Annotated in this window: 17 protein-coding genes; 1 reads left to right on the top strand and 16 read right to left on the bottom strand. The window is 57.5% G+C overall.

All coding sequences use genetic code 11. The features are described from left to right. Positions 1-53 precede the first annotated feature (53 nt). The 12 genes from BVK86_RS22235 to sdhC all read right to left on the bottom strand — a co-directional run bounded on the left by BVK86_RS22235 (position 54) and on the right by sdhC (position 14,443). Positions 54-455 carry an MAPEG family protein gene (locus BVK86_RS22235; protein WP_075948467.1) on the bottom strand — a complete coding sequence of 134 codons (402 nt, stop codon included), beginning with the start codon at positions 453-455 and terminating at the stop codon, positions 54-56. After that, positions 455-1,192, bottom strand: coding sequence for a DUF599 domain-containing protein (locus BVK86_RS22240; protein WP_075948468.1), 738 nt, complete (start codon positions 1,190-1,192; stop codon positions 455-457). Before BVK86_RS22240 ends, BVK86_RS22235 begins: the two co-directional genes overlap by 1 nt. 200 nt (positions 1,193-1,392) lie before the next feature. Further along, entirely contained in the window at positions 1,393-2,706 is a 1,314-nt protein-coding gene (gene brnQ / locus BVK86_RS22245; protein ID WP_075948469.1) for a branched-chain amino acid transport system II carrier protein, read from the bottom strand. Positions 2,707-3,080: 374 nt separating this feature from the next. Further along, positions 3,081-3,962 carry a succinate--CoA ligase subunit alpha gene (gene sucD, locus BVK86_RS22250; protein WP_003223019.1) on the bottom strand — a complete coding sequence of 294 codons (882 nt, stop codon included), beginning with the start codon at positions 3,960-3,962 and terminating at the stop codon, positions 3,081-3,083. Continuing rightward, positions 3,962-5,128, bottom strand: a complete 1,167-nt coding sequence (gene sucC / locus BVK86_RS22255) for an ADP-forming succinate--CoA ligase subunit beta (protein ID WP_007919879.1) — start codon at positions 5,126-5,128, stop codon at positions 3,962-3,964. Before sucC ends, sucD begins: the two co-directional genes overlap by 1 nt. A 196-nt stretch (positions 5,129-5,324) precedes the next feature. After that, entirely contained in the window at positions 5,325-6,761 is a 1,437-nt protein-coding gene (gene lpdA, locus BVK86_RS22260) for a dihydrolipoyl dehydrogenase (protein WP_075948470.1), read from the bottom strand. A gap of 98 nt (positions 6,762-6,859) precedes the next feature. After that, the gene (gene odhB / locus BVK86_RS22265) at positions 6,860-8,080 is read right to left on the bottom strand and encodes a 2-oxoglutarate dehydrogenase complex dihydrolipoyllysine-residue succinyltransferase (protein ID WP_056852960.1); all 1,221 of its coding nucleotides are present in this window, start codon (positions 8,078-8,080) and stop codon (positions 6,860-6,862) included. Positions 8,081-8,122: 42 nt separating this feature from the next. Next, positions 8,123-10,954, bottom strand: a complete 2,832-nt coding sequence (locus BVK86_RS22270; RefSeq protein WP_075948471.1) for a 2-oxoglutarate dehydrogenase E1 component — start codon at positions 10,952-10,954, stop codon at positions 8,123-8,125. Between the two features lie 260 nt (positions 10,955-11,214). After that, positions 11,215-11,919 carry a succinate dehydrogenase iron-sulfur subunit gene (locus BVK86_RS22275; protein ID WP_056852962.1) on the bottom strand — a complete coding sequence of 235 codons (705 nt, stop codon included), beginning with the start codon at positions 11,917-11,919 and terminating at the stop codon, positions 11,215-11,217. 11 nt (positions 11,920-11,930) lie between these two features. Then, entirely contained in the window at positions 11,931-13,703 is a 1,773-nt protein-coding gene (gene sdhA, locus BVK86_RS22280) for a succinate dehydrogenase flavoprotein subunit (RefSeq protein ID WP_075948472.1), read from the bottom strand. A gap of 3 nt (positions 13,704-13,706) precedes the next feature. Continuing rightward, the gene (sdhD, locus tag BVK86_RS22285; protein WP_007919900.1) at positions 13,707-14,075 is read right to left on the bottom strand and encodes a succinate dehydrogenase, hydrophobic membrane anchor protein; all 369 of its coding nucleotides are present in this window, start codon (positions 14,073-14,075) and stop codon (positions 13,707-13,709) included. After that, positions 14,069-14,443: a succinate dehydrogenase, cytochrome b556 subunit gene (gene sdhC, locus BVK86_RS22290; protein WP_015096190.1), complete on the bottom strand. Its 375-nt coding sequence runs from the start codon at positions 14,441-14,443 to the stop codon at positions 14,069-14,071. The genes sdhD and sdhC overlap by 7 nt, the downstream gene beginning before the upstream one ends. Before the next feature lie 363 nt (positions 14,444-14,806). On the opposite strand from sdhC, the gene gltA reads away from it, so the two are divergent. Further along, positions 14,807-16,096: a citrate synthase gene (gltA, locus tag BVK86_RS22295; protein WP_075948473.1), complete on the top strand. Its 1,290-nt coding sequence runs from the start codon at positions 14,807-14,809 to the stop codon at positions 16,094-16,096. Positions 16,097-16,784: 688 nt separating this feature from the next. Here the strand turns inward: gltA and BVK86_RS22305 are convergent. The 4 genes from BVK86_RS22305 to BVK86_RS30340 all read right to left on the bottom strand — a co-directional run bounded on the left by BVK86_RS22305 (position 16,785) and on the right by BVK86_RS30340 (position 20,050). Further along, positions 16,785-18,443 carry a cation acetate symporter gene (locus tag BVK86_RS22305; RefSeq protein ID WP_075948474.1) on the bottom strand — a complete coding sequence of 553 codons (1,659 nt, stop codon included), beginning with the start codon at positions 18,441-18,443 and terminating at the stop codon, positions 16,785-16,787. Beyond that, positions 18,440-18,751, bottom strand: a complete 312-nt coding sequence (locus tag BVK86_RS22310) for a DUF485 domain-containing protein (protein ID WP_056721673.1) — start codon at positions 18,749-18,751, stop codon at positions 18,440-18,442. The genes BVK86_RS22305 and BVK86_RS22310 overlap by 4 nt, the downstream gene beginning before the upstream one ends. Positions 18,752-18,992: 241 nt before the next feature. Next, entirely contained in the window at positions 18,993-19,844 is an 852-nt protein-coding gene (locus tag BVK86_RS22315; protein WP_075948475.1) for a glycine betaine ABC transporter substrate-binding protein, read from the bottom strand. A gap of 77 nt (positions 19,845-19,921) precedes the next feature. Next, positions 19,922-20,050 carry a hypothetical protein gene (locus tag BVK86_RS30340; RefSeq protein WP_269458085.1) on the bottom strand — a complete coding sequence of 43 codons (129 nt, stop codon included), beginning with the start codon at positions 20,048-20,050 and terminating at the stop codon, positions 19,922-19,924. Between the last annotated feature and the right edge of the window lie 17 nt (positions 20,051-20,067).

The raw sequence follows: 20,067 nt of genomic DNA on the forward strand, positions 1-20,067 counted from the left end.
GCCCGCCAAGTGCGGGTTTTCTTTTGCCTGCATTTTCTGTTGCAGTGCCAGCGTTAGAGCAAAAGCGTTCGAAAAGTCGGACTAATCATCAACAACAACGAACAAACTAATCCCACCAGCCATACCAGACTGCGCTGCCACGTCAGGTCCTTCCAGTAACATACCAAATAGATAACTCGCGAGATCACGAAGATTATCGCCAGCAGGTCAATCAGCCATCCAGCTGTCTGCGTGGTATGCGCCATCAGCACCCCCACCGCAAACAATATGAATGCCTCAAAACTGTTCTGATGCGCCGCCACCGCCCGGGCACCCAAACCGGTCAGTTGCGCCTGCTGTTGGCGCGGCAAGTGGTTGTCGTAACCGCCCTGCGCTTTCATGGCTGTGGTCACGGGCATGCGCGCCACGTAAATCAGCACCGCACTGATAAACACACACCAGAATGGAATACTCATCAAGCAGCCTCTTTATTCACCTCGGGCAACGGCGCCTCTGTAGGGGTATAGACCATCACGTCGAGAACGTCGGAGTGAAACTCACGGCGATATAACACCAACACCACTCCGGCACTCATCAACATGAACAACCACGGACTGACGAACCAGGCCAGCATGGTCATGCCGAAGTAGTAGGAACGCAGGCCGAAGTTGAACTGGTTGGCGGCCATTGAGATGACGCGCGCCGCACGGGCGGCAAAGGCTTTGCGCTCCAGTTCGGACACATGCCGCTCCCCCACCATCGGCGCCGACCCCACCAGAATCGCCGCGAAATTGTACTGACGCATGCACCAACTGAACGTGAAGAACGCATAAACGAACACCAGCGCCAGGCACAGCAGCTTGATTTCCGACATGCCCTGAGAGGCCTGTTGCACCATCGGGATATCCGCCAACAGCGATACCGCCCGCTCGGATGCCCCGAGCACCGTGAGAATACCCGCCAGGATAATCAACGTGCTGGAGGCGAAGAACGAAGCGTTGCGCTCCAGATTGCCGATCACACTGGCATCCGCGATACGGTTGTCACGCAACAGCATGCGGCGCATCCAGTCTTCGCGATACAGATGCAGAACACTGGCCAGGCACGCGGTGTCACGGCCTTTCCATGTGGCATAGCGGGTGTAACCGCCCCAGCAGATGACAAACCAGATGGCCGCGAGAATGTGGATCAGGTTGGCTTGAATGAACGACATGCGGGTCCTTGTGATGTATTTACGCAATACACGATCCCCGTAGGAGCAAGCTCCCACAAAAGGTTCGCAGTAATTCGACGTTCGACGTTAGCCCAAGAAAAAAGACACCGCACCCCTCACAAAAAAAATGCCCCGTATCGATTGATACGGGGCATTTCTGTTTTCGCCTGTCAGGCCCTCTTGTGGCGGGCCGGCAACGCCTAAGCCAAAGCTTCTTCGCGCTTACCCAGCAGACGATCGCAAACCACGGCAACCACCATTGTCATCACCGATGGCACCAACCAGGCCAAGCCCTGCTCGCTCAAAGGAAGATGCGCCATTTGGCTCGGCATCCAGTCTGCCAGGCCGGCACCCTTGAGGGCGTCGATCAGGCCGAAAATGAACGACACCAGCATGACCGGACCAAGGATACGGCCCTGCTCGTGCCAGAAGTCCTTGCAGAAGCTCAGCGCCACCAGAACGATACATGGCGGATAGATCGCGGTGAGTACCGGGATCGAGAAAGCGATCAGCTTGGTCAGGCCCAGGTTGGAGACCAGCAGCGAGAACGCAGCAAGGATGATCACCAGGGTCTTGTAGGATAGCGGCACCACGCGGCTGAAGTACTCGGCGCAGGCACAGGTCAGGCCGACCGCGGTCACCAGGCACGCCAGGGAGATCAGCACCGCAAGGAATCCACTGCCTAGCGAACCGAACGTGTGCTGTACGTAGGCGTGCAATACCGCCGCGCCATTGGTAGCGCCAGCGGCGACTTCGTGGCTGCCCGAACCGAGGCGGAACAGGCTGACATAAACCAGTGCCAGACCTACACCGGCAATCAGCCCGGCGATGATCGCGTAACGGGTAATCAGCGCTGGCGATTCAACACCGCGGGAACGGATCGCATTGACGATGACGATGCCGAACACCAGGGCGCCCAGGGTATCCATGGTCAGGTAACCATTGATGAAGCCTTGGGAGAACGGTGCTGCAACGTATTCAGGGGTGGCGTGACCAATGTCACCGGCCGGCAAAGCGAATGCAGCGATGCCCAGCACGGCGAGCGCGATGATTTTCAGCGGCGCGAGGAAGCGTCCAACAGTGTCCAGCAAACGCCCCGGATACAGTGAAATGAAGAACACCAGCAGGAAGTACACCGAGCTGTAGAGGAACAGCGCCAACGGGCTCTCGCCGGTCAATGGCGCCAGACCCACTTCGAAAGATACGGTTGCTGTACGCGGTGTCGCGAACAGCGGGCCGACAGCAAGGTAGCACGCCGCCGCCAGCAGGCCACCAGCGACCTTACCGATCGGGCTGCTCAGCGCATCCATGGCGCCGCCAACCTTGGCCAGCGCCACAACAGTGATCACCGGCAGACCGACCGCTGTGACCAGAAAACCCAGCGCCGCCATCCAGACATTAGGCCCGGATTGCAAACCGACGATAGGCGGGAAGATGATGTTGCCAGCCCCGACGAACAGGGCAAACGTCATAAAACCAAGTGCCAGGATGTCCTGGCCTTTCAACACTTTCATTAAGGAAATACCACACTACTGAATCGGAATTTAGAGAGGGATTTCCCTATGGGTGAGGGAAATGCTGTCAGTCCGTATAAGACCGACCCTTTTAGCGCGTTGCTGCCTTGTGGGCCGCAGACGCAAAAATGGCGCGTAGCCTAACGAATTTGGGTCATAAACGCACTGTTAAAGGGCGAACTATCCGATACGCGACATCTCTGTGTCGCGTTTATGTAAGAGGAGCAGCTGCAAGTTGCAAGTTTTAAGCTTTCAAGGCTGAGCTGCTGCCTATAGCTCGTCGCTTTGAAGCTTGCGGCTTGTATCTGCCCTTAACGCACAAAGGCCACCCGAAGGTGGCCTTTGTTGGGTGAAGCGTCAGTTAAGCGCGAGGCTTACTTGACAGCCCAACCGGTCAGCTCAGCCAGGGCTTTGCCGATGTCTGCCAGCGAACGCACGGTTTTAACGCCTGCGTCTTGCAGCGCAGCGAATTTCTCGTCTGCAGTGCCTTTGCCGCCAGAGATGATTGCGCCAGCATGGCCCATGCGCTTGCCCGGAGGAGCAGTCACACCAGCGATGTAGGAAACAACCGGCTTGGTCACGTGTGCCTTGATGTAGGCAGCCGCTTCTTCTTCAGCCGAACCGCCGATCTCACCGATCATCACGATCGCTTCGGTCTTCGGGTCTTCCTGGAACAGCTTCAGGATGTCGATGAAGTTCGAACCCGGGATCGGGTCACCACCGATGCCGACGCAAGTCGACTGACCGAAACCGGCGTCAGTAGTCTGCTTCACAGCTTCGTAGGTCAGGGTGCCGGAACGGGAAACGATACCGACCTTGCCTGGCAAGTGAATGTGACCTGGCATGATGCCGATCTTGCATTCGCCTGGGGTGATCACGCCTGGGCAGTTAGGGCCGATCAGGGTAACACCCAGCTCGTCGCACTTAACTTTAGCGTCCAGCATGTCCAGGGTAGGAATGCCTTCGGTGATGCACACGATCAGCTTGATGCCGCCGAAAGCAGCTTCCAGGATCGAGTCTTTGCAGAAAGGAGCCGGAACGTAGATCACGCTGGCGGTGGCGCCAGTGGCAGCTACAGCGTCTTTCACGGTGTTGAACACTGGCAGGCCCAGGTGCTCGGTGCCGCCTTTGCCTGGAGTTACACCACCAACCATCTTGGTGCCGTACTCGATGGCTTGCTGGGTGTGGAAACTACCTTGCGAACCGGTAATACCCTGGCAGATAACTTTGGTGTCTTTATTGATCAGGACGCTCATTATTTGCCCTCCGCAGCTTTGACAACTTGTTGAGCAGCGTCGGTCAGGCTGGTAGCAGCGATGATGTTCAAACCGCTTTCTGCCAGTACTTTAGCGCCCAGCTCAGCGTTGTTGCCTTCAAGGCGAACAACAACCGGGATTTTCACGCCGACTTCTTTCACTGCACCGATGATGCCTTCGGCAATCATGTCGCAACGAACGATGCCGCCGAAGATGTTAACCAGTACTGCAGCGACGTTGGTGTCGGACAGAATGATCTTGAACGCTTCGGTAACGCGTTCTTTGGTAGCACCGCCGCCCACGTCGAGGAAGTTGGCTGGCTTGCCGCCATGCAGGTTGACGATGTCCATGGTACCCATGGCCAGGCCAGCACCGTTGACCATGCAACCGATGTTGCCTTCCAGTGCTACGTAGTTCAGTTCGAACTTGGCAGCGTGCGCTTCGCGCGGATCGTCTTGCGACGGATCGTGGAAAGTCTTCAGCTTAGGCTGACGGTACATGGCGTTGGCGTCGATGTTGATCTTGGCGTCCAGGCAGTGCAGATCGCCGTCAGCCTTGATCACCAGCGGGTTCACTTCCAGCAGGGCCAGGTCGTGATCCTTGAACAGCTTGGCCAGACCGACGAAGATCTTGGCGAACTGAGCAACTTGCTTACCTTCCAGACCCAACTGGAATGCCAGCTCGCGACCCTGGAATGGCTGAGCGCCAACCAGTGGATCGATAGTGGCTTTCAGAATTTTTTCTGGAGTGTCGTGAGCGATTTTCTCGATGTCCACGCCACCTTCGGTGGAAGCCATGAACACGATACGACGGCTCGAACGGTCAACGACAGCGCCCAGGTACAGCTCTTTAGCGATATCAGTGCACGATTCAACCAGGATCTTGGTGACTGGCTGACCATTGGCATCAGTCTGGTAAGTCACCAGACGCTTGCCCAGCCACTGCTGTGCGAAGGCTTTGGCGTCTTCTTTGCTGCGAACCAGCTTGACGCCGCCCGCTTTACCGCGACCACCGGCGTGGACCTGGGCTTTGACAACCCACTCGCTGCCGCCGATTTTGTCGCAAGCTTCTGCTGCTGCTTCCGGGGTGTCTACCGCATAACCGGTGGAAACTGGCAGGCCGTACTCAGCGAACAGCTGCTTACCCTGATACTCGTGAAGATTCATGCTTATTACCGTCTTCGTTAGGTACTGCGCATTCGGTGCTGCACTCATTCAAGTGCCGCACCACCTGTGACTGCTGCTTGCATAGCCTCTCCGGATAACCGGTGCGGCCATGCAAGACTGCGTCCAGCGGATATTCCGCGGTGAGTCTTGCATGCAAGGCTCACGACGGGCCATTCCGCCGTGGTTTCTTATTGTCTTAACGCTTCTTGCGGTTGGCGATGTGGATGGCGCCGCCATTCACTGCCAGAGCAGCTTCGTGCAAGGCTTCAGACAGGGTCGGATGGGAGAAAACCATCATGCCCAGGTCTTCAGCGCTGGTGCCGAATTCCATACCGATCGCGCCCTGCTGAACCAGTTCGGCAGCGCTTGGGCCAATCACGTGGACGCCCAGTACGCGGTCTGTCTTGGCATCAGCGATGACCTTGACGAAACCACCGGTATCGTTGGCAGCCATGGCACGGCCGGAGGCTGCGAACGGGAAGGTGCCGACGTTAACTTCAACGCCTTCAGCTTTCAAGGCCTGCTCGGTTTTACCAACCCACGCGATTTCCGGGTGAGTATAAATAACCGAAGGGATCAAATCATAGTTCATCTGGGCCTTGTGGCCCTTGATACGCTCGACAACCATGATGCCTTCTTCGGACGCCTTGTGCGCCAGCATCATGCCGCGAACCACGTCACCGATGGCGTAGACGCCCGGTACAGTGGTAGCGCAGTGATCATCAACGTGCACGAAACCGCGCTCGTCCAGGGTCACGCCACAGTCGGCAGCCAACAGATCAGTGGTCACCGGACGGCGACCAACGGCTACGATCAGCTTGTCGAACGTGATGTTCTGTTCGCCGTTGGCATCGGTGTAGTTCACAACGACTTCGTCGCCGTTCACTTTCGAGCCAGTGACGCGAGCGCCCAGCTTGATGTCCAGACCCTGTTTGGTCAGGGTCTTCAGCGCTTCCTTGGAAACGGCTGCGTCGGCGGCCATCAGGAAGGTGTCCAGGGCTTCCAGGACAGTCACTTCTGCCCCCAGACGCGACCAGACCGAACCCAGTTCCAGACCGATTACGCCAGCGCCGATCACGCCCAGACGCTTAGGTACGGATTGGAATTCCAGAGCGCCAGTCGAATCGACGATCACATTCTGGTCAACCGGAGCGGGTGGAATGTCGATCGGACGCGAACCTGGAGCCAGGATGACGTTTTCGGCTTCGATGATTTCTACCGAGCCGTCTGGCTTGGTGACTTCAACTTTCTTGCCGGCCAGCAGTTTGCCGTGCCCCTGGATCGAGGTCACACCGTTGGCTTTGAACAGGGTCGCAACGCCGGAGGTCAGGCCTTTGACGATGTTGGCTTTACGGCCAACCATTGCCGGCACGTCCATGGTCACGCCAGCGTGATTGATACCGTGGATCGCGAAACCGTCCTGGGCTTCGTGGAATTTCCACGAGCTGTCCAGCAGGGCCTTGGATGGAATGCAGCCGACGTTCAGGCAGGTACCGCCCAGCGCCAGTTTGCCTTCCTTGTCGGTGTACTTCTCGATGCAAGCAGTGCTGAGGCCCAGTTGGGCAGCCTTGATGGCAGCCACATAGCCGCCAGGGCCAGCGCCGATCACTACTACGTCAAATTTCTGCGACATTCAAAAAATCCTCTTTTGCGAAAAGCTTCAAGCCGCAAGCTGCAAGCCAGGCTGCGGGTTTTCCGACGGCCCGGGCTTGCAGCTCATGGCTGCTTCTATCAGATATCCAGCAACAGACGAGCCGGATCTTCCAGCAGGTTCTTGATGGTCACCAGGAAGGTCACAGCTTCTTTGCCATCGATCAGACGGTGATCGTAGGACAGAGCCAGGTACATCATCGGACGGATAACGACCTGGCCGTTGATGGCCATTGGACGCTGGATGATGTTGTGCATGCCCAGGATAGCGGCTTGTGGCGGGTTGACGATCGGGGTCGACATCATCGAACCGAAAGTACCACCGTTGGTGATGGTGAAAGTACCACCGGTCATTTCGTCCATCGACAGTTTGCCGTCGCGGGCTTTCTTGCCGAAGGTGGCGATGCCGCCTTCGATTTCAGCCAGGCTCATCAGCTCGGCGTTACGCAGAACCGGTACTACCAGGCCGCGATCGCTGGAAACTGCAACGCCGACGTCAGCGTAGCCGTGATAAACGATGTCGCCGCCGTCGATCGAAGCGTTGACAGCCGGGAAGCGTTTCAGCGCTTCGGTGGCCGCTTTCACGAAGAACGACATGAAGCCCAGGCGCACGCCATTGTGGGACTTCTCGAACAGATCCTTGTACTTCGAACGCAGAGCCATGACTTCGGTCATGTCGACTTCGTTGAACGTAGTCAGCATCGCCATGTTCGACTGAGCTTCAACCAGACGCTTGGCCACGGTGGCACGAACGCGGGTCATCGGTACGCGCTTCTCGATGCGGTCGCCAGCGGCGAACACAGGAGCGGCAGCCGAAGGTGCAGCAGCCTTGGCAGGCGCGGCAGCCGGAGCGGCTTTCTTGGCGGCAACAGCTGCTACCACGTCTTCCTTGGTCACACGACCGCCTTTGCCAGTGCCGGCAACGGAAGCGATGTTGATGCCGTTTTCTTCAGCCAGCTTGCGAGCAGCCGGTGCAGCAACAGGATCGTCTTCGCCTTCGGCAGCCGGGGCAGCAGCTTGTGCAGCGGCCGGAGCAGCAGCGGCCGCCGGGGCAGCAGCAGCGCCGCCGGCTTCGATGGAGCCCAGGACTTCGTCGGACAGAACGGTGTCGCCTTCGTTCTTGACGATAGCGCCCAGCACGCCATCAGCAGTGGCCAACACTTCCAGCACAACCTTGTCGGTTTCGATGTCGACGATCAGGTCATCACGCTTTACAGCGTCGCCCGGTTGTTTGTGCCAGGTGGCAACGGTGCCATCGGCAACCGATTCCGGGAAAGTGGGGGCTTTGATTTCGATAGCCATTATCTGTGGGTCCTTAAATTCGGTTTCAGGTGCGCGAAGGCGTTAAACAGTAAAGGCGTCTTGCAGCAGTTTTTCCTGCTGCTCAGCGTGCATCGATGCATAACCGCATGCCGGTGCAGCAGAAGCCTCACGGCCCGCGTATTCGAGTACGAGAGACTTGTCGAGGTTGCTGATGCTGCGACGCATGTGGTGTTGGCTGCAGTACCACGCACCCTGGTTCATCGGCTCTTCCTGACACCAAACGGCAGCTTTGACGTTGGTGTAAGGAGCCAGGACGTCTTTCAAGTCGTCCTCAGGGAATGGGTACAACTGCTCGATACGCACGATGGCGATATCGTCACGGCCTTCGGCACGGCGTTTTTCCAGCAGGTCGTAGTAGACCTTGCCGCTACACAGCACAACGCGCTCGACCTTTTTCGGGTCCAGGGCATCGATTTCCGGGATCACGGTCTGGAACGAACCTTCGGCCAGATCTTCCAGGGTCGAAATGGCCAGTTTATGACGCAACAGCGACTTCGGAGTCAGAACGATCAATGGCTTGCGCAGTGGGCGAATCACCTGACGGCGCAGCAAGTGATAAATCTGAGCCGGCGTGGTCGGTACGGCGACCTGAATGTTGTGCTCGGCGCACAGTTGCAGGTAGCGCTCCAGACGAGCCGACGAGTGCTCCGGACCCTGACCTTCATAACCGTGCGGCAGCAGCATGGTCAGACCGCAGAGACGGCCCCACTTGTGCTCGCCACTGGTGATGAACTGGTCAATAACCACCTGAGCGCCGTTGGCGAAGTCGCCGAACTGGGCTTCCCAGATCACCAACGCATCCGGCGTGGTGGTCGAGTAGCCGTATTCGAATGCCAACACTGCTTCTTCGGACAGGAACGAGTCGTACAGATCGAAACGTGGCTGGCCGTCGAACAGGTTCTGCAGCGGGATGTAGGTGCCCGCGTCTTTCTGGTTGTGCAGGACAGCGTGACGGTGCGAGAACGTACCGCGACCGATGTCCTGACCCGTCATGCGAATCGGGTGACCTTCGAACGCCAGGGTCGCGTACGCCATGGTTTCGGCGTAACCCCAGTTGATCGGCAGGCCGCCGGCTTGCATCTTCTGACGGTCTTCGTAGATTTTCGAGACCTGGCGCTGAACCACGAAGCCTTCCGGGATTTCCAGCAGCTTGGCGGACAGTTCCTGCAAGGTCTTGAGGTCGAAGCGAGTGTCGTGACGCGCAGTCCAGGCGTGACCCAGATACGGACGCCAGTCCACGAACAACTCTTTGTTCGGCTCTTTGACCAGGCTTTTCACTACGTGCAGACCGTTGTCCAGCGCGTTGCGGTATTCGTCGACTTTCGCCTGAACACGCTCTGCGTCGAGCACACCGGCCTGGGTCAGATGATCGGCATACAGCTCACGGGTAGTGCGCTGCTTGGTGATCTGCTGATACATGATCGGCTGGGTGCCGCTTGGCTCGTCGGCCTCGTTATGGCCGCGACGACGGTAGCAGACCAGATCGATCACCACGTCACGCTTGAACTGCATGCGGTAGTCGATGGCAAGCTGGGTCACGAACAATACGGCTTCCGGGTCATCACCATTCACATGGAGGATCGGCGCCTGGATCATTTTCGCAACGTCGGTCGCGTACTCGGTGGAACGCGAGTCCAGCGGGTTGCTGATGGTGAAACCGACCTGGTTGTTGATCACGATGTGCACAGTACCGCCGGTTTTGAAACCGCGGGTCTGCGACATCTGGAAGGTTTCCATCACCACACCCTGACCTGCGAAAGCAGCGTCACCGTGGATGGAGATCGGCAGAACTTTCTCACCGGTAGGGTCGTTACGACGATCCTGACGGGCACGGACCGACCCCTCGACCACTGGCGATACGATTTCCAGGTGGGACGGGTTGAAGGCCATGGCCAGGTGAACTTCACCGCCGGTGGTCATCACGTTGGACGAGAAGCCCTGGTGGTATTTAACGTCACCGGAACCCAGTTCGACCTTTTTCTTGCCTTCGAACTCGTCGAACAACTCGCGCGGGTTCTTGCCGAAGGTGTTGACCAACACGTTCAGACGGCCACGGTGGGCCATGCCGATAACGATTTCCTTGGTGCCGTAGGAACCGGAACGCTGGATCAACTCGTCGAGCATCGGAATCAGGCTCTCGCCGCCTTCCAGACCGAAACGCTTGGTACCCGGGTATTTGGTGCCCAGGTATTTTTCCAGGCCTTCACCGGCAGTCACGCGCTCAAGCAGATGGCTCTTGATGTCGGCGGAGTACGTCGGACGGCCGCGCACGCTTTCCAGACGCTGCTGGAACCACTGGCGCTGCTCGGAATCGGTGATGTGCGTAAATTCAGCGCCGATGGTGCGGCAATATGTCTGCTGCAACGCTTCGTGAATTTCGCGTAGGCTCGCTTCCTCTTTGCCGATGAACAGGTCGCCGGCACGGAAGGTCGTATCAAGATCGGCATTGGTCAAGCCGTAATGATTGATCGACAGGTCTGCAGGTGCAGGACGCTGCCACAGCCCCAGCGGGTCAAGCTGGGCTGCCTGGTGGCCACGCATACGGTAGGCCTGGATCAATCGCAGCACTTCAACTTGCTTCTTCTCGTGCTCACTGCTCACGCTGCCGGCGGAAACCGGTTGGGCGCGGCGCTGGTTCTTTGCCAGCAAGACGAAATGATCGCGAATTGTGGAGTGCGAAACATCGGTGGCAGAGTTGCCGTCAGCAGGCAACTTCTGGAAGTAGGTGCGCCACTCTTCTGGCACAGCGTTAGGGTCGTGCAGGTAGAGCTCGTAGAGCTCTTCCACATAGGCAGCGTTACTACCGGACAGGTAGGCGCTGTTCCACATGCGCTGCATCACGCTTTCTTGCATGCTTGGTCACCCTCGGTTAGGGGAACACCACCGGCGTCGACACCGAGCAAACTTGCAGAAGTCCGAATGCAGCGACCAAAACAAGCCACCTAGGATCACGCTGATAGTCCGGGTACCAGCCCGGATGCCCCTGCTTGTCTCATTTCTTCAAAATAAGAGCGGCAGCCTTATAAGCTGCTGCTCAGGTTAAAACTACGGCGCCGGTTGAAGCCTGCGCCGCAGCATCTACGGTACAGCGGTCTACGGGTACAGCAGCTGAATCACACGCCGCTTTGCAGCAACATGTTACGAATGTGACCGATGGCCTTAGTCGGGTTCAGGCCTTTCGGACATACGTTGACGCAGTTCATGATCCCGCGGCAGCGGAATACGCTGAACGGGTCATCCAGCGAAGCCAGTCGCTCGGTCGTCTTGGTGTCACGGCTGTCTGCCAGGAAGCGGTACGCTTGCAGCAAAGCAGCTGGCCCCAGGAACTTGTCCGGGTTCCACCAGAAGGACGGGCAAGAGGTCGAGCAGCAAGCGCACAGGATGCACTCGTACAGACCGTCGAGCTTTTCGCGCTCTTCAGGGGACTGCAGACGCTCGATGGCCGGAGCCGGCGTGTCGTTCTGCAGGAATGGCTTAACCTTCTCGTATTGCTTGTAGAAGATGCTCATATCGACGACCAGGTCACGGATAACCGGCAAACCTGGCAGAGGACGAACGATCAACTTGTTACCTTTTACAACAGCAGACAGCGGCGTGACGCAGGCCAGGCCGTTCTTGCCATTGATGTTCATGCCATCGGAACCGCATACGCCTTCACGGCAAGAGCGACGATAAGAGAAACCTTCGTCCTGCTCTTTGATCAGGGCCAGTACGTCCAGCACCATCAGGTCTTTACCACCGGTATCGACCTGGAATTCCTGCATGAACGGCGCGGCGTCCTGATCAGGGTTGTAACGATAAACGCTGACTTGCAACATGGCGGCCACCCTTAATAAGTCCGAATCTTAGGTTCAAAAGTCGGAACAGTCTTCGGCGAGAAGTTCACAGCACGCTTGGCCACGCGCTTGTCACCCGGGAAGTACAGGGTGTGGCACAGCCAGTTTTCGTCGTCACGATCTTCGAAGTCTTCACGGGCGTGAGCGCCGCGGGACTCTTTACGAACTTCAGCAGCAATGGCGGTAGCTTCAGCTACTTCCAGCAGGTTCTGCAGTTCCAGAGCCTCGATACGTGCGGTGTTGAACGCCTGCGACTTATCGTTGATCTTGACGTTGGCGATGCGCTTGCGCAGGTCAGCCAGCTGGGCAATACCCTTCTGCATGTATTCGCCGGTACGGAATACACCGAAGTAGTTCTGCATGCAGTTTTGCAGTTCGCGACGCAGGGTAGCCACGTCTTCGCCTTCTGTACGCTCGTTCAGAGCGGACAGACGCGCCAGGGCAGCTTCGATGTTGGCGTCGGTGGCGTCATCGTATTCGATGCCGTCGGTCAGTGCTTTTTCCAGGTGCAGGCCGGCAGCGCGACCGAATACCACCAGGTCGAGCAGCGAGTTGCCGCCCAGACGGTTGGCACCGTGAACCGATACGCAAGCCACTTCGCCCACTGCGAACAAGCCTGGGATGATTGCGTCTACGCCGTCGGCGTCCTGAGTGATCGCCTGGCCATGAATGTTGGTGGCAACGCCGCCCATCATATAGTGGCAAGTCGGAACAACAGGAACCGGAGCAACCACCGGGTCAACGTGTGCAAACGTCTTGGACAGTTCGCAGATGCCTGGTAGACGGCTGTGCAGCACTTCCTCGCCCAAGTGGTCGAGTTTGAGCATTACGTGGTCGCCATTCGGACCGCAACCGTTACCGGCAATGATTTCCTTAACCATCGAACGGGCAACGACGTCACGACCGGCAAGGTCTTTGGCGTTCGGAGCATAACGCTCCATGAAACGCTCGCCGTGCTTGTTGATCAGGTAACCACCCTCACCACGGCAACCTTCTGTAACCAGTACACCGGCACCGGCGATGCCGGTCGGGTGGAACTGCCACATTTCAATGTCTTGTACCGGCACGCCGGCACGCAGTGCCATACCAACGCCGTCACCGGTGTTGATCAGGGCATTGGTGGTCGAAGCGTAGATACGACCTGCACCGCCGGTAGCCAGTACGGTGGCCTTGGCGCGAATGTAGGTGGTTTCACCAGTTTCGATGCAGATGGCGATAACGCCGACGAATTCGCCTTGAGCGTTTTTCACCAGGTCAACCGCGTAGTACTCGTTCAGGAACGTGGTACCGGCTTTCAGGTTGCCTTGATAAAGGGTGTGCAGCAGAGCGTGACCGGTACGGTCGGATGCCGCGCAAGTACGCGCAGCTTGGCCGCCTTTACCGTAGTCCTTGGACTGACCACCGAACGGACGCTGATAGATGCGGCCTTGCTCGGTACGGGAGAACGGCAAACCCATGTGGTCCAGTTCGAAAACTGCGGCCGGGCCTTCCTGACACATGTATTCGATAGCGTCCTGGTCACCGATGTAGTCGGAACCCTTGACGGTATCGTACATGTGCCAGCGCCAGTCATCGTTCGGGTCAGCCGACGCGATGGCGCAGGTGATGCCGCCCTGGGCGGATACAGTGTGCGAACGAGTCGGGAAAACCTTGGTGATCACGGCAGTCTTGTGACCGCCCTGCGCCAGTTGCAGCGCAGCGCGCATGCCGGCACCGCCACCACCAATAATGATGGCGTCGAAAGAAATCGTTGGAATGTTAGCCATGAATCAGATACCCCAGAGAATCTGCACACCCCAGACGAAGTAAGCGAACATCGCAATGCCGCATACTGCCTGGAAAAGGAAACGTACTGCAGTCGCGGACTTGCCCAGCGCCATCGGCGTCAGGTAGTCGGTCGCGATGGTCCACATGCCGACCCAGGCGTGAGCGCCCAGGGCCACAAGGGCCAGCAGACTGAAGATACGCATCCCGTTGTGGGCGAACAGGCCGTGCCATTGGTCGTAGCCAATGCCCGGGTTCGCAGCGAGGTATCCGATCAGGAAGATAAAATAAGCCGCGAGAACGACCGCAGACACACGTTGCGCCATCCAGTCATAAAGACCGGAACGCGAAAGGTTCGTAACGCTGGTTACCATATCCAAACTCCTGCCAGAACGATCAACACCACGGAAACGGCGATGATAATTTTCGAGCCCAGGCGGCCGCCTTCAAGCGTCTCACCGATGCCCATATCCATGATCAAGTGGCGCACACCGGCTACCAGGTGATAGAGCAGAGCGGACAGGAGGCCCCATGCTACGAACTTGGCCAGCGGGCTGGTCAAGCATGCCTTCACCTCGGCAAAACCTTCCTCGGAACCCAAAGACTTGCCCAATGCATAAAGCATGAAGCCAAGGCCCAGGAAGAGAATGATGCCGGAAACACGGTGAAGAAACGACGTAACGCCGGTGATGGGGAGTTTGATGGTCCTTAGGTCTAGGTTTACAGGTCGTTGGCTTTTCACGGCTTTTTTTTCACACTGAAGAGCCCCTAACAATCAGGGCAAAGTTGTTGGGGAGTGCACTGGTCAGGTAACCACCACCCTGGGATGCGACCCCCAATAAAGCAGGCCCAAAAGCCCTTGGCGGTCGGTGGCCGAGTATAGACAGTTAGGCTACTAATGACAACGCAAAGACCTAACCCAAACAGCGGATTGCGCAACGGACATAAAAGGCGTAAATGGCAGGCAATTTCGAGAAAAAAGTACGGTTAAAGCCTTCTGGAGCAAGACTTTAGGCAAATTGACATTCGAATTTATCTCACTATAGTGGTGCGGGCCCTGCGTGGGGGGTCTGTCTGATGATTTCAAGCATAAATAGGAGGCCACATGGCTGACAAAAAAGCGCAGTTGATCATCGAGGGCGCAGCCCCCGTCGAGCTGCCCATTTTAACCGGCACCGTTGGTCCCGATGTTATCGATGTTCGGGGCCTGACGGCCACGGGCCGTTTCACCTTTGACCCAGGTTTCATGTCGACCGCCTCTTGCGAATCGAAGATCACCTATATCGACGGCGACAACGGCATCCTGCTGCACCGCGGCTACCCGATCGAACAGCTGGCTGAAAAGTCGGACTATCTGGAAACCTGCTATCTGCTGCTCAACGGCGAACTGCCGACTGCAGAACAGAAGGCCCAGTTCGTCAGCACCGTGAAGAACCACACCATGGTTCACGAGCAGCTGAAGACCTTCTTCAACGGCTTCCGTCGCGACGCTCACCCGATGGCCGTGATGTGCGGCGTAGTCGGCGCCCTCTCGGCGTTCTATCACGACTCCCTGGACATCAATAACCCGCAGCATCGCGAAATCTCCGCGATCCGCCTGGTTGCCAAGATGCCAACCCTGGCAGCGATGGTTTACAAGTACTCCATGGGCCAACCCATGATGTACCCGCGCAACGACCTGACGTACGCGGAAAACTTCCTGCACATGATGTTCAACACCCCGTGCGAGATCAAACCGATCAGCCCGGTACTCGCCAAGGCCATGGACCGGATCTTCATCCTCCACGCCGACCACGAGCAGAACGCATCGACTTCCACCGTGCGCCTGGCAGGTTCTTCGGGTGCCAACCCGTTCGCCTGTATTGCCGCCGGTATCGCCGCACTGTGGGGCCCTGCCCACGGCGGCGCCAACGAAGCCGTTCTGACCATGCTCGATGAAATTGGCGATGTTTCGAACATCGACAAGTACATCGCCAAGGCCAAGGACAAGAACGATCCGTTCAAACTGATGGGCTTCGGTCACCGCGTTTACAAAAACCGCGACCCACGCGCCACCGTGATGAAGCAGACCTGCGACGAAGTGTTGAAGGAACTGGGCATCCAGAACGATCCGCAACTCGAACTGGCCATGCGCCTGGAAGAGATCGCCCTGACCGACCCGTACTTCATCGAACGCTCGCTGTACCCGAACGTCGACTTCTACTCGGGGATCATCCTCAAGGCGATCGGCATTCCAACCAGCATGTTCACCGTGATCTTCGCCCTGGCGCGGACCGTTGGCTGGATCTCCCACTGGAAAGAAATGCTCTCCAGCCCGTACAAGATTGGCCGTCCGCGCCAGCTGTACACCGGCTACGAGTCGCGTGACATCACCAAGCTGGAAGACCGCAAGTAAGATCAGTCTTGCTGTAGCGTGTTGAGTTGCACCGGGAACGGCCTCTATTTATATAGGGGCCGTTTTTGTTTGTGCGCTTTTTTTGGTGGTGTACATATCCGTTTTTGCGGTAATGGCGACCATTGGTTTCGCTCTTACAACGAGTTACTTGGAAAAACGGAACGCCGCCCGGCCCCAAGTAATCAAGGGCTCTTGCCCCTTTCGTTCGGTGCCTCGCCAAGGCTCGGCATGCCCTCGCTCTTCACCACTCATCAGGCCGAGCGTTAGCTCGCCTGCAGCTCTTGATCTTGATCCACCCGCCCCATCGGGAGGCTGATTGGAGGTGTTCATCCGGGGATGGGCGCGCAGCGCCGTTCGACGCAGTCGAACTCATCGCATGTAGGTACCAGCGAAGCCAACCGGAGGGCGATGCCCCCGGATGAATGCCGGAGCGAAGGAACCCCAAGCCCAGGCGAGGGGCCGGACGCTCGGGGCGAGCGCTTTTTTTGCTTACTTTTTTTGAGGCGCTTGTTAAAAAAGTGAGTCGCCGTAAGGGCGAAACCCTAAGCCGCCGTTACCGCAGGAATGGATATGTACGCGATCAACAAAAAACCGGTCGGCTGACCGATAACCGCCCAATAAAAAATGCCCCGATCTTCCGACCGAGGCATTTCTGTTCAACACAAATTACACAGACAAACTCTAAGCCTTAGTGCGAAACCGCCCCACTCGCCCCCAACCCAGTCTGCGAACGAACAAACTGCGGGAAGAACAGTGCGCGTTCGTTATCAGCCGCAGTCGACTTGTCGGTAATCGAGAAGAACCAGATCCCGACAAAGGCAATGATCATCGAGAACAGAGCTGGATACTCATACGGGAAGATAGCCTTCTCGTGATGCAGGATCTGCACCCAGATGGTCGGACCGAGGATCATCAAGCCAACAGCACTCACCAGACCCAACCAGCCCCCGATCATCGCACCGCGGGTGGTCAGCTTTTTCCAGTACATGGAAAGCAGCAGCACCGGGAAGTTGCAACTCGCCGCGATGGAGAACGCCAGGCCCACCATGAACGCAATGTTCTGGCTTTCGAACAGAATACCCAGGCCGATCGCCAGCACCGCCAGCGCGATGGTGGTGATTTTCGAAACGCGGATCTCATCCTTCTCGTTGGCCTTGCCTTTCTTGATCACGCTGGCGTACAGGTCGTGAGACACCGCCGAAGCACCGGCCAGGGTCAGACCGGCAACCACTGCCAGGATGGTCGCGAACGCTACCGCCGAGATGAAGCCCAGGAAGATACTGCCACCGACCGCGTTGGCAAGGTGCACCGCCGCCATGTTGTTACCGCCCAACAGTGCGCCAGCCGCATCTTTGAAGGCCGGGTTGGTGCTGACCAGCAAGATCGCGCCGAAGCCGATGATGAAGGTCAGGATATAGAAGTAGCCAATGAAACCGGTTGCGTACAGCACGCTCTTGCGGGCTTCTTTTGCGTCACTCACGGTGAAGAAGCGCATCAGGATGTGCGGCAGGCCAGCAGTACCGAACATCAGTGCCAGGCCAAGCGAGAACGCCGAGATCGGATCTTTCACCAAACCGCCCGGGCTCATGATCGCTTCACCTTTGGGGTGAACCTTGATCGCCTCGGAAAACAGCATGTTGAAGTCGAAGTTGACGTGTTTCATCACCATCAGCGCCATGAAGGAAGCGCCGGATAGCAGCAGGACAGCCTTGATGATCTGCACCCAGGTGGTCGCCAGCATGCCGCCGAACAATACGTAGGCGCACATCAGGATACCGACCAGGATCACCGCGACGTGGTAGTCGAGACCGAACAGCAGCTGGATCAGCTTGCCGGCACCGACCATTTGAGCGATCAGGTAGAACGCCACCACCACCAGCGAACCGCAAGCGGACAGCGAGCGAATCTGGGTTTGCCCGAGGCGATAGGACGCTACGTCGGCAAAGGTGTATTTACCCAGGTTACGCAGGCGCTCGGCGATCAGGAACAGAATGATCGGCCAGCCCACCAGGAAGCCGATCGAGTAGATCAGGCCATCGTAGCCGGAGGTGAACACCAGCGCGGAAATACCCAGGAAAGACGCCGCGGACATGTAGTCACCGGCAATCGCCAGACCGTTCTGGAAACCGGTGATCTTGCCACCCGCCGCGTAGTAGTCGGAGGCCGAGTTGTTTTTCTTGGACGCCCAGTAAGTGATGTACAACGTTGCGCCGACAAACGCCACGAACATGAGGATCGCAGCGACGTTCAGCGGTTGCTTTTGTACGGCGCCGGTCAGGGCATCTGCCGCCCAGGCGCCAGGTGCGAAAGCTGCGATGCTCAAAAGAGCCATTAGACGCCGGATCATTGCTGAGCCTCCTTGAGAATCGCATTGTTCAGGTCGTCGAATTCGCCGTTGGCGCGTCGCACGTAAATGCCGGTCAGGATAAAGGCCGACAGAATCAGCCCGACACCAATCGGTATGCCCCAGGTAATCGATGACTCAGGACTGATTTTCGCCCCCAGCACATGCGGCCCGTAAGCAATCAAAAGGATGAATCCGGAGTAAAGCCCTAGCATGATCGCCGATAGAATCCAGGCGAATCGTTCCCTCTTGCTAACCAGCTCCTTGAAGCGCGGGCTGTTTTGAATCGAGAGGTAAATGCTGTCGTTCATTGTTTTTATCCTCGCAGCACAGATTAAGTTGGAACGGTATCCACTCTATGCGGCTGCGGGGCAGGTTCCAGACGACCTTAGTATTAGAACGACATGACGTAGTTGCCAAAATCCAGCAAGAATAAATAAATGTGGGAGCGAGCCTGCTCGCGAAGGCGTCAGGTCAGGAGACATCTTGGTCAACTGACAGACCGCTTCGCGAGCAGGCTCGCTCCCACAGGGTCAAGCGTGCTCTATGTAATTACTTGATCCAGTCAGCCACGCGGTCCGGGTGCTTGGCGACCCAATCCTTCGCTGCTGCATCAGGCTTGGCGCCTTCCTGGATGGCCAGCATGACTTCACCGATTTCGTCTTTCGAGGCCCACTGGAAGTTCTTCAGGAACTTGGCCACTTCCGGCGCCTTGGTGGCCAGTTCTTTGCTGCCGATGCTGTTTACAGTCTCAGCCGCGCCATACACGCCTTTCGGGTCTTCGAGGAAACGCAACTTCCACTTGGCGAACATCCAGTGCGGCACCCAACCGGTCACGGCAATGGATTCGTTCTTTTTCTCGGCACGGGTCAGCTCGGCAATCATGCCGGCGCCGGAACTGGCCTTGAGCTGGTAGCCGGTCAGGTCGTAATCCTTGATGGCCTGCTCGGTCTTGAGCATCACGCCTGAACCGGCGTCAATGCCGACGATGCGTTTTTTGAAACTGTCATCGGTCTTCAGGTCTTCAAGCGATTTGGCTTTGACGTAATCCGGCACGATCAAACCGATTTTTGCGTCTTTGAAGTTCGGACCGTAGTCGACAACCTGATCCTTGTTCTTGGTCCAGTAATCGCCGTGGGTCACTGGCAGCCAGGCCGATAGCATGGCGTCGAGCTTGCCGGTGGCCACACCCTGCCACATGATCCCGGTGGCGACGGCTTGCAGCTTCACGTCGTATCCGAGCTTCTGCTTGATTACCTCGGCCGCAACGTGAGTCGTCGCGACGCTGTCGGACCAGCCGTCAACGTAACCGATGCTCAGGGTCTTGCTGTCGGCATTGGCGAATGTCGAGCCAATCGCGAGTACCAGTGCGGCACCTGCGCCTAAAAGTCGTCGCATCTTCATCGTTACTTCCCCGAAAGTGCTGCGCTCGACGGGTGCCGAGTCGCGTCAACGTATTGTTATGGTGCACAGCGTCCCCATCACGCCTCACCGCAAACCCGATCGATCATCAGCGCGATATCAACGAGGATACTGACGCCTTTGATAATCAACCTGACGCTATCAGCGACCTGCTCTGCCAGCGACCTCAAGGCATCGAGAAACGACATCAGAACGCCATTAACCC

Origin of the sequence: Pseudomonas reinekei (assembly GCF_001945365.1) — a bacterium.
Classification (GTDB): Bacteria; Pseudomonadota; Gammaproteobacteria; order Pseudomonadales; family Pseudomonadaceae; genus Aquipseudomonas; species Aquipseudomonas reinekei.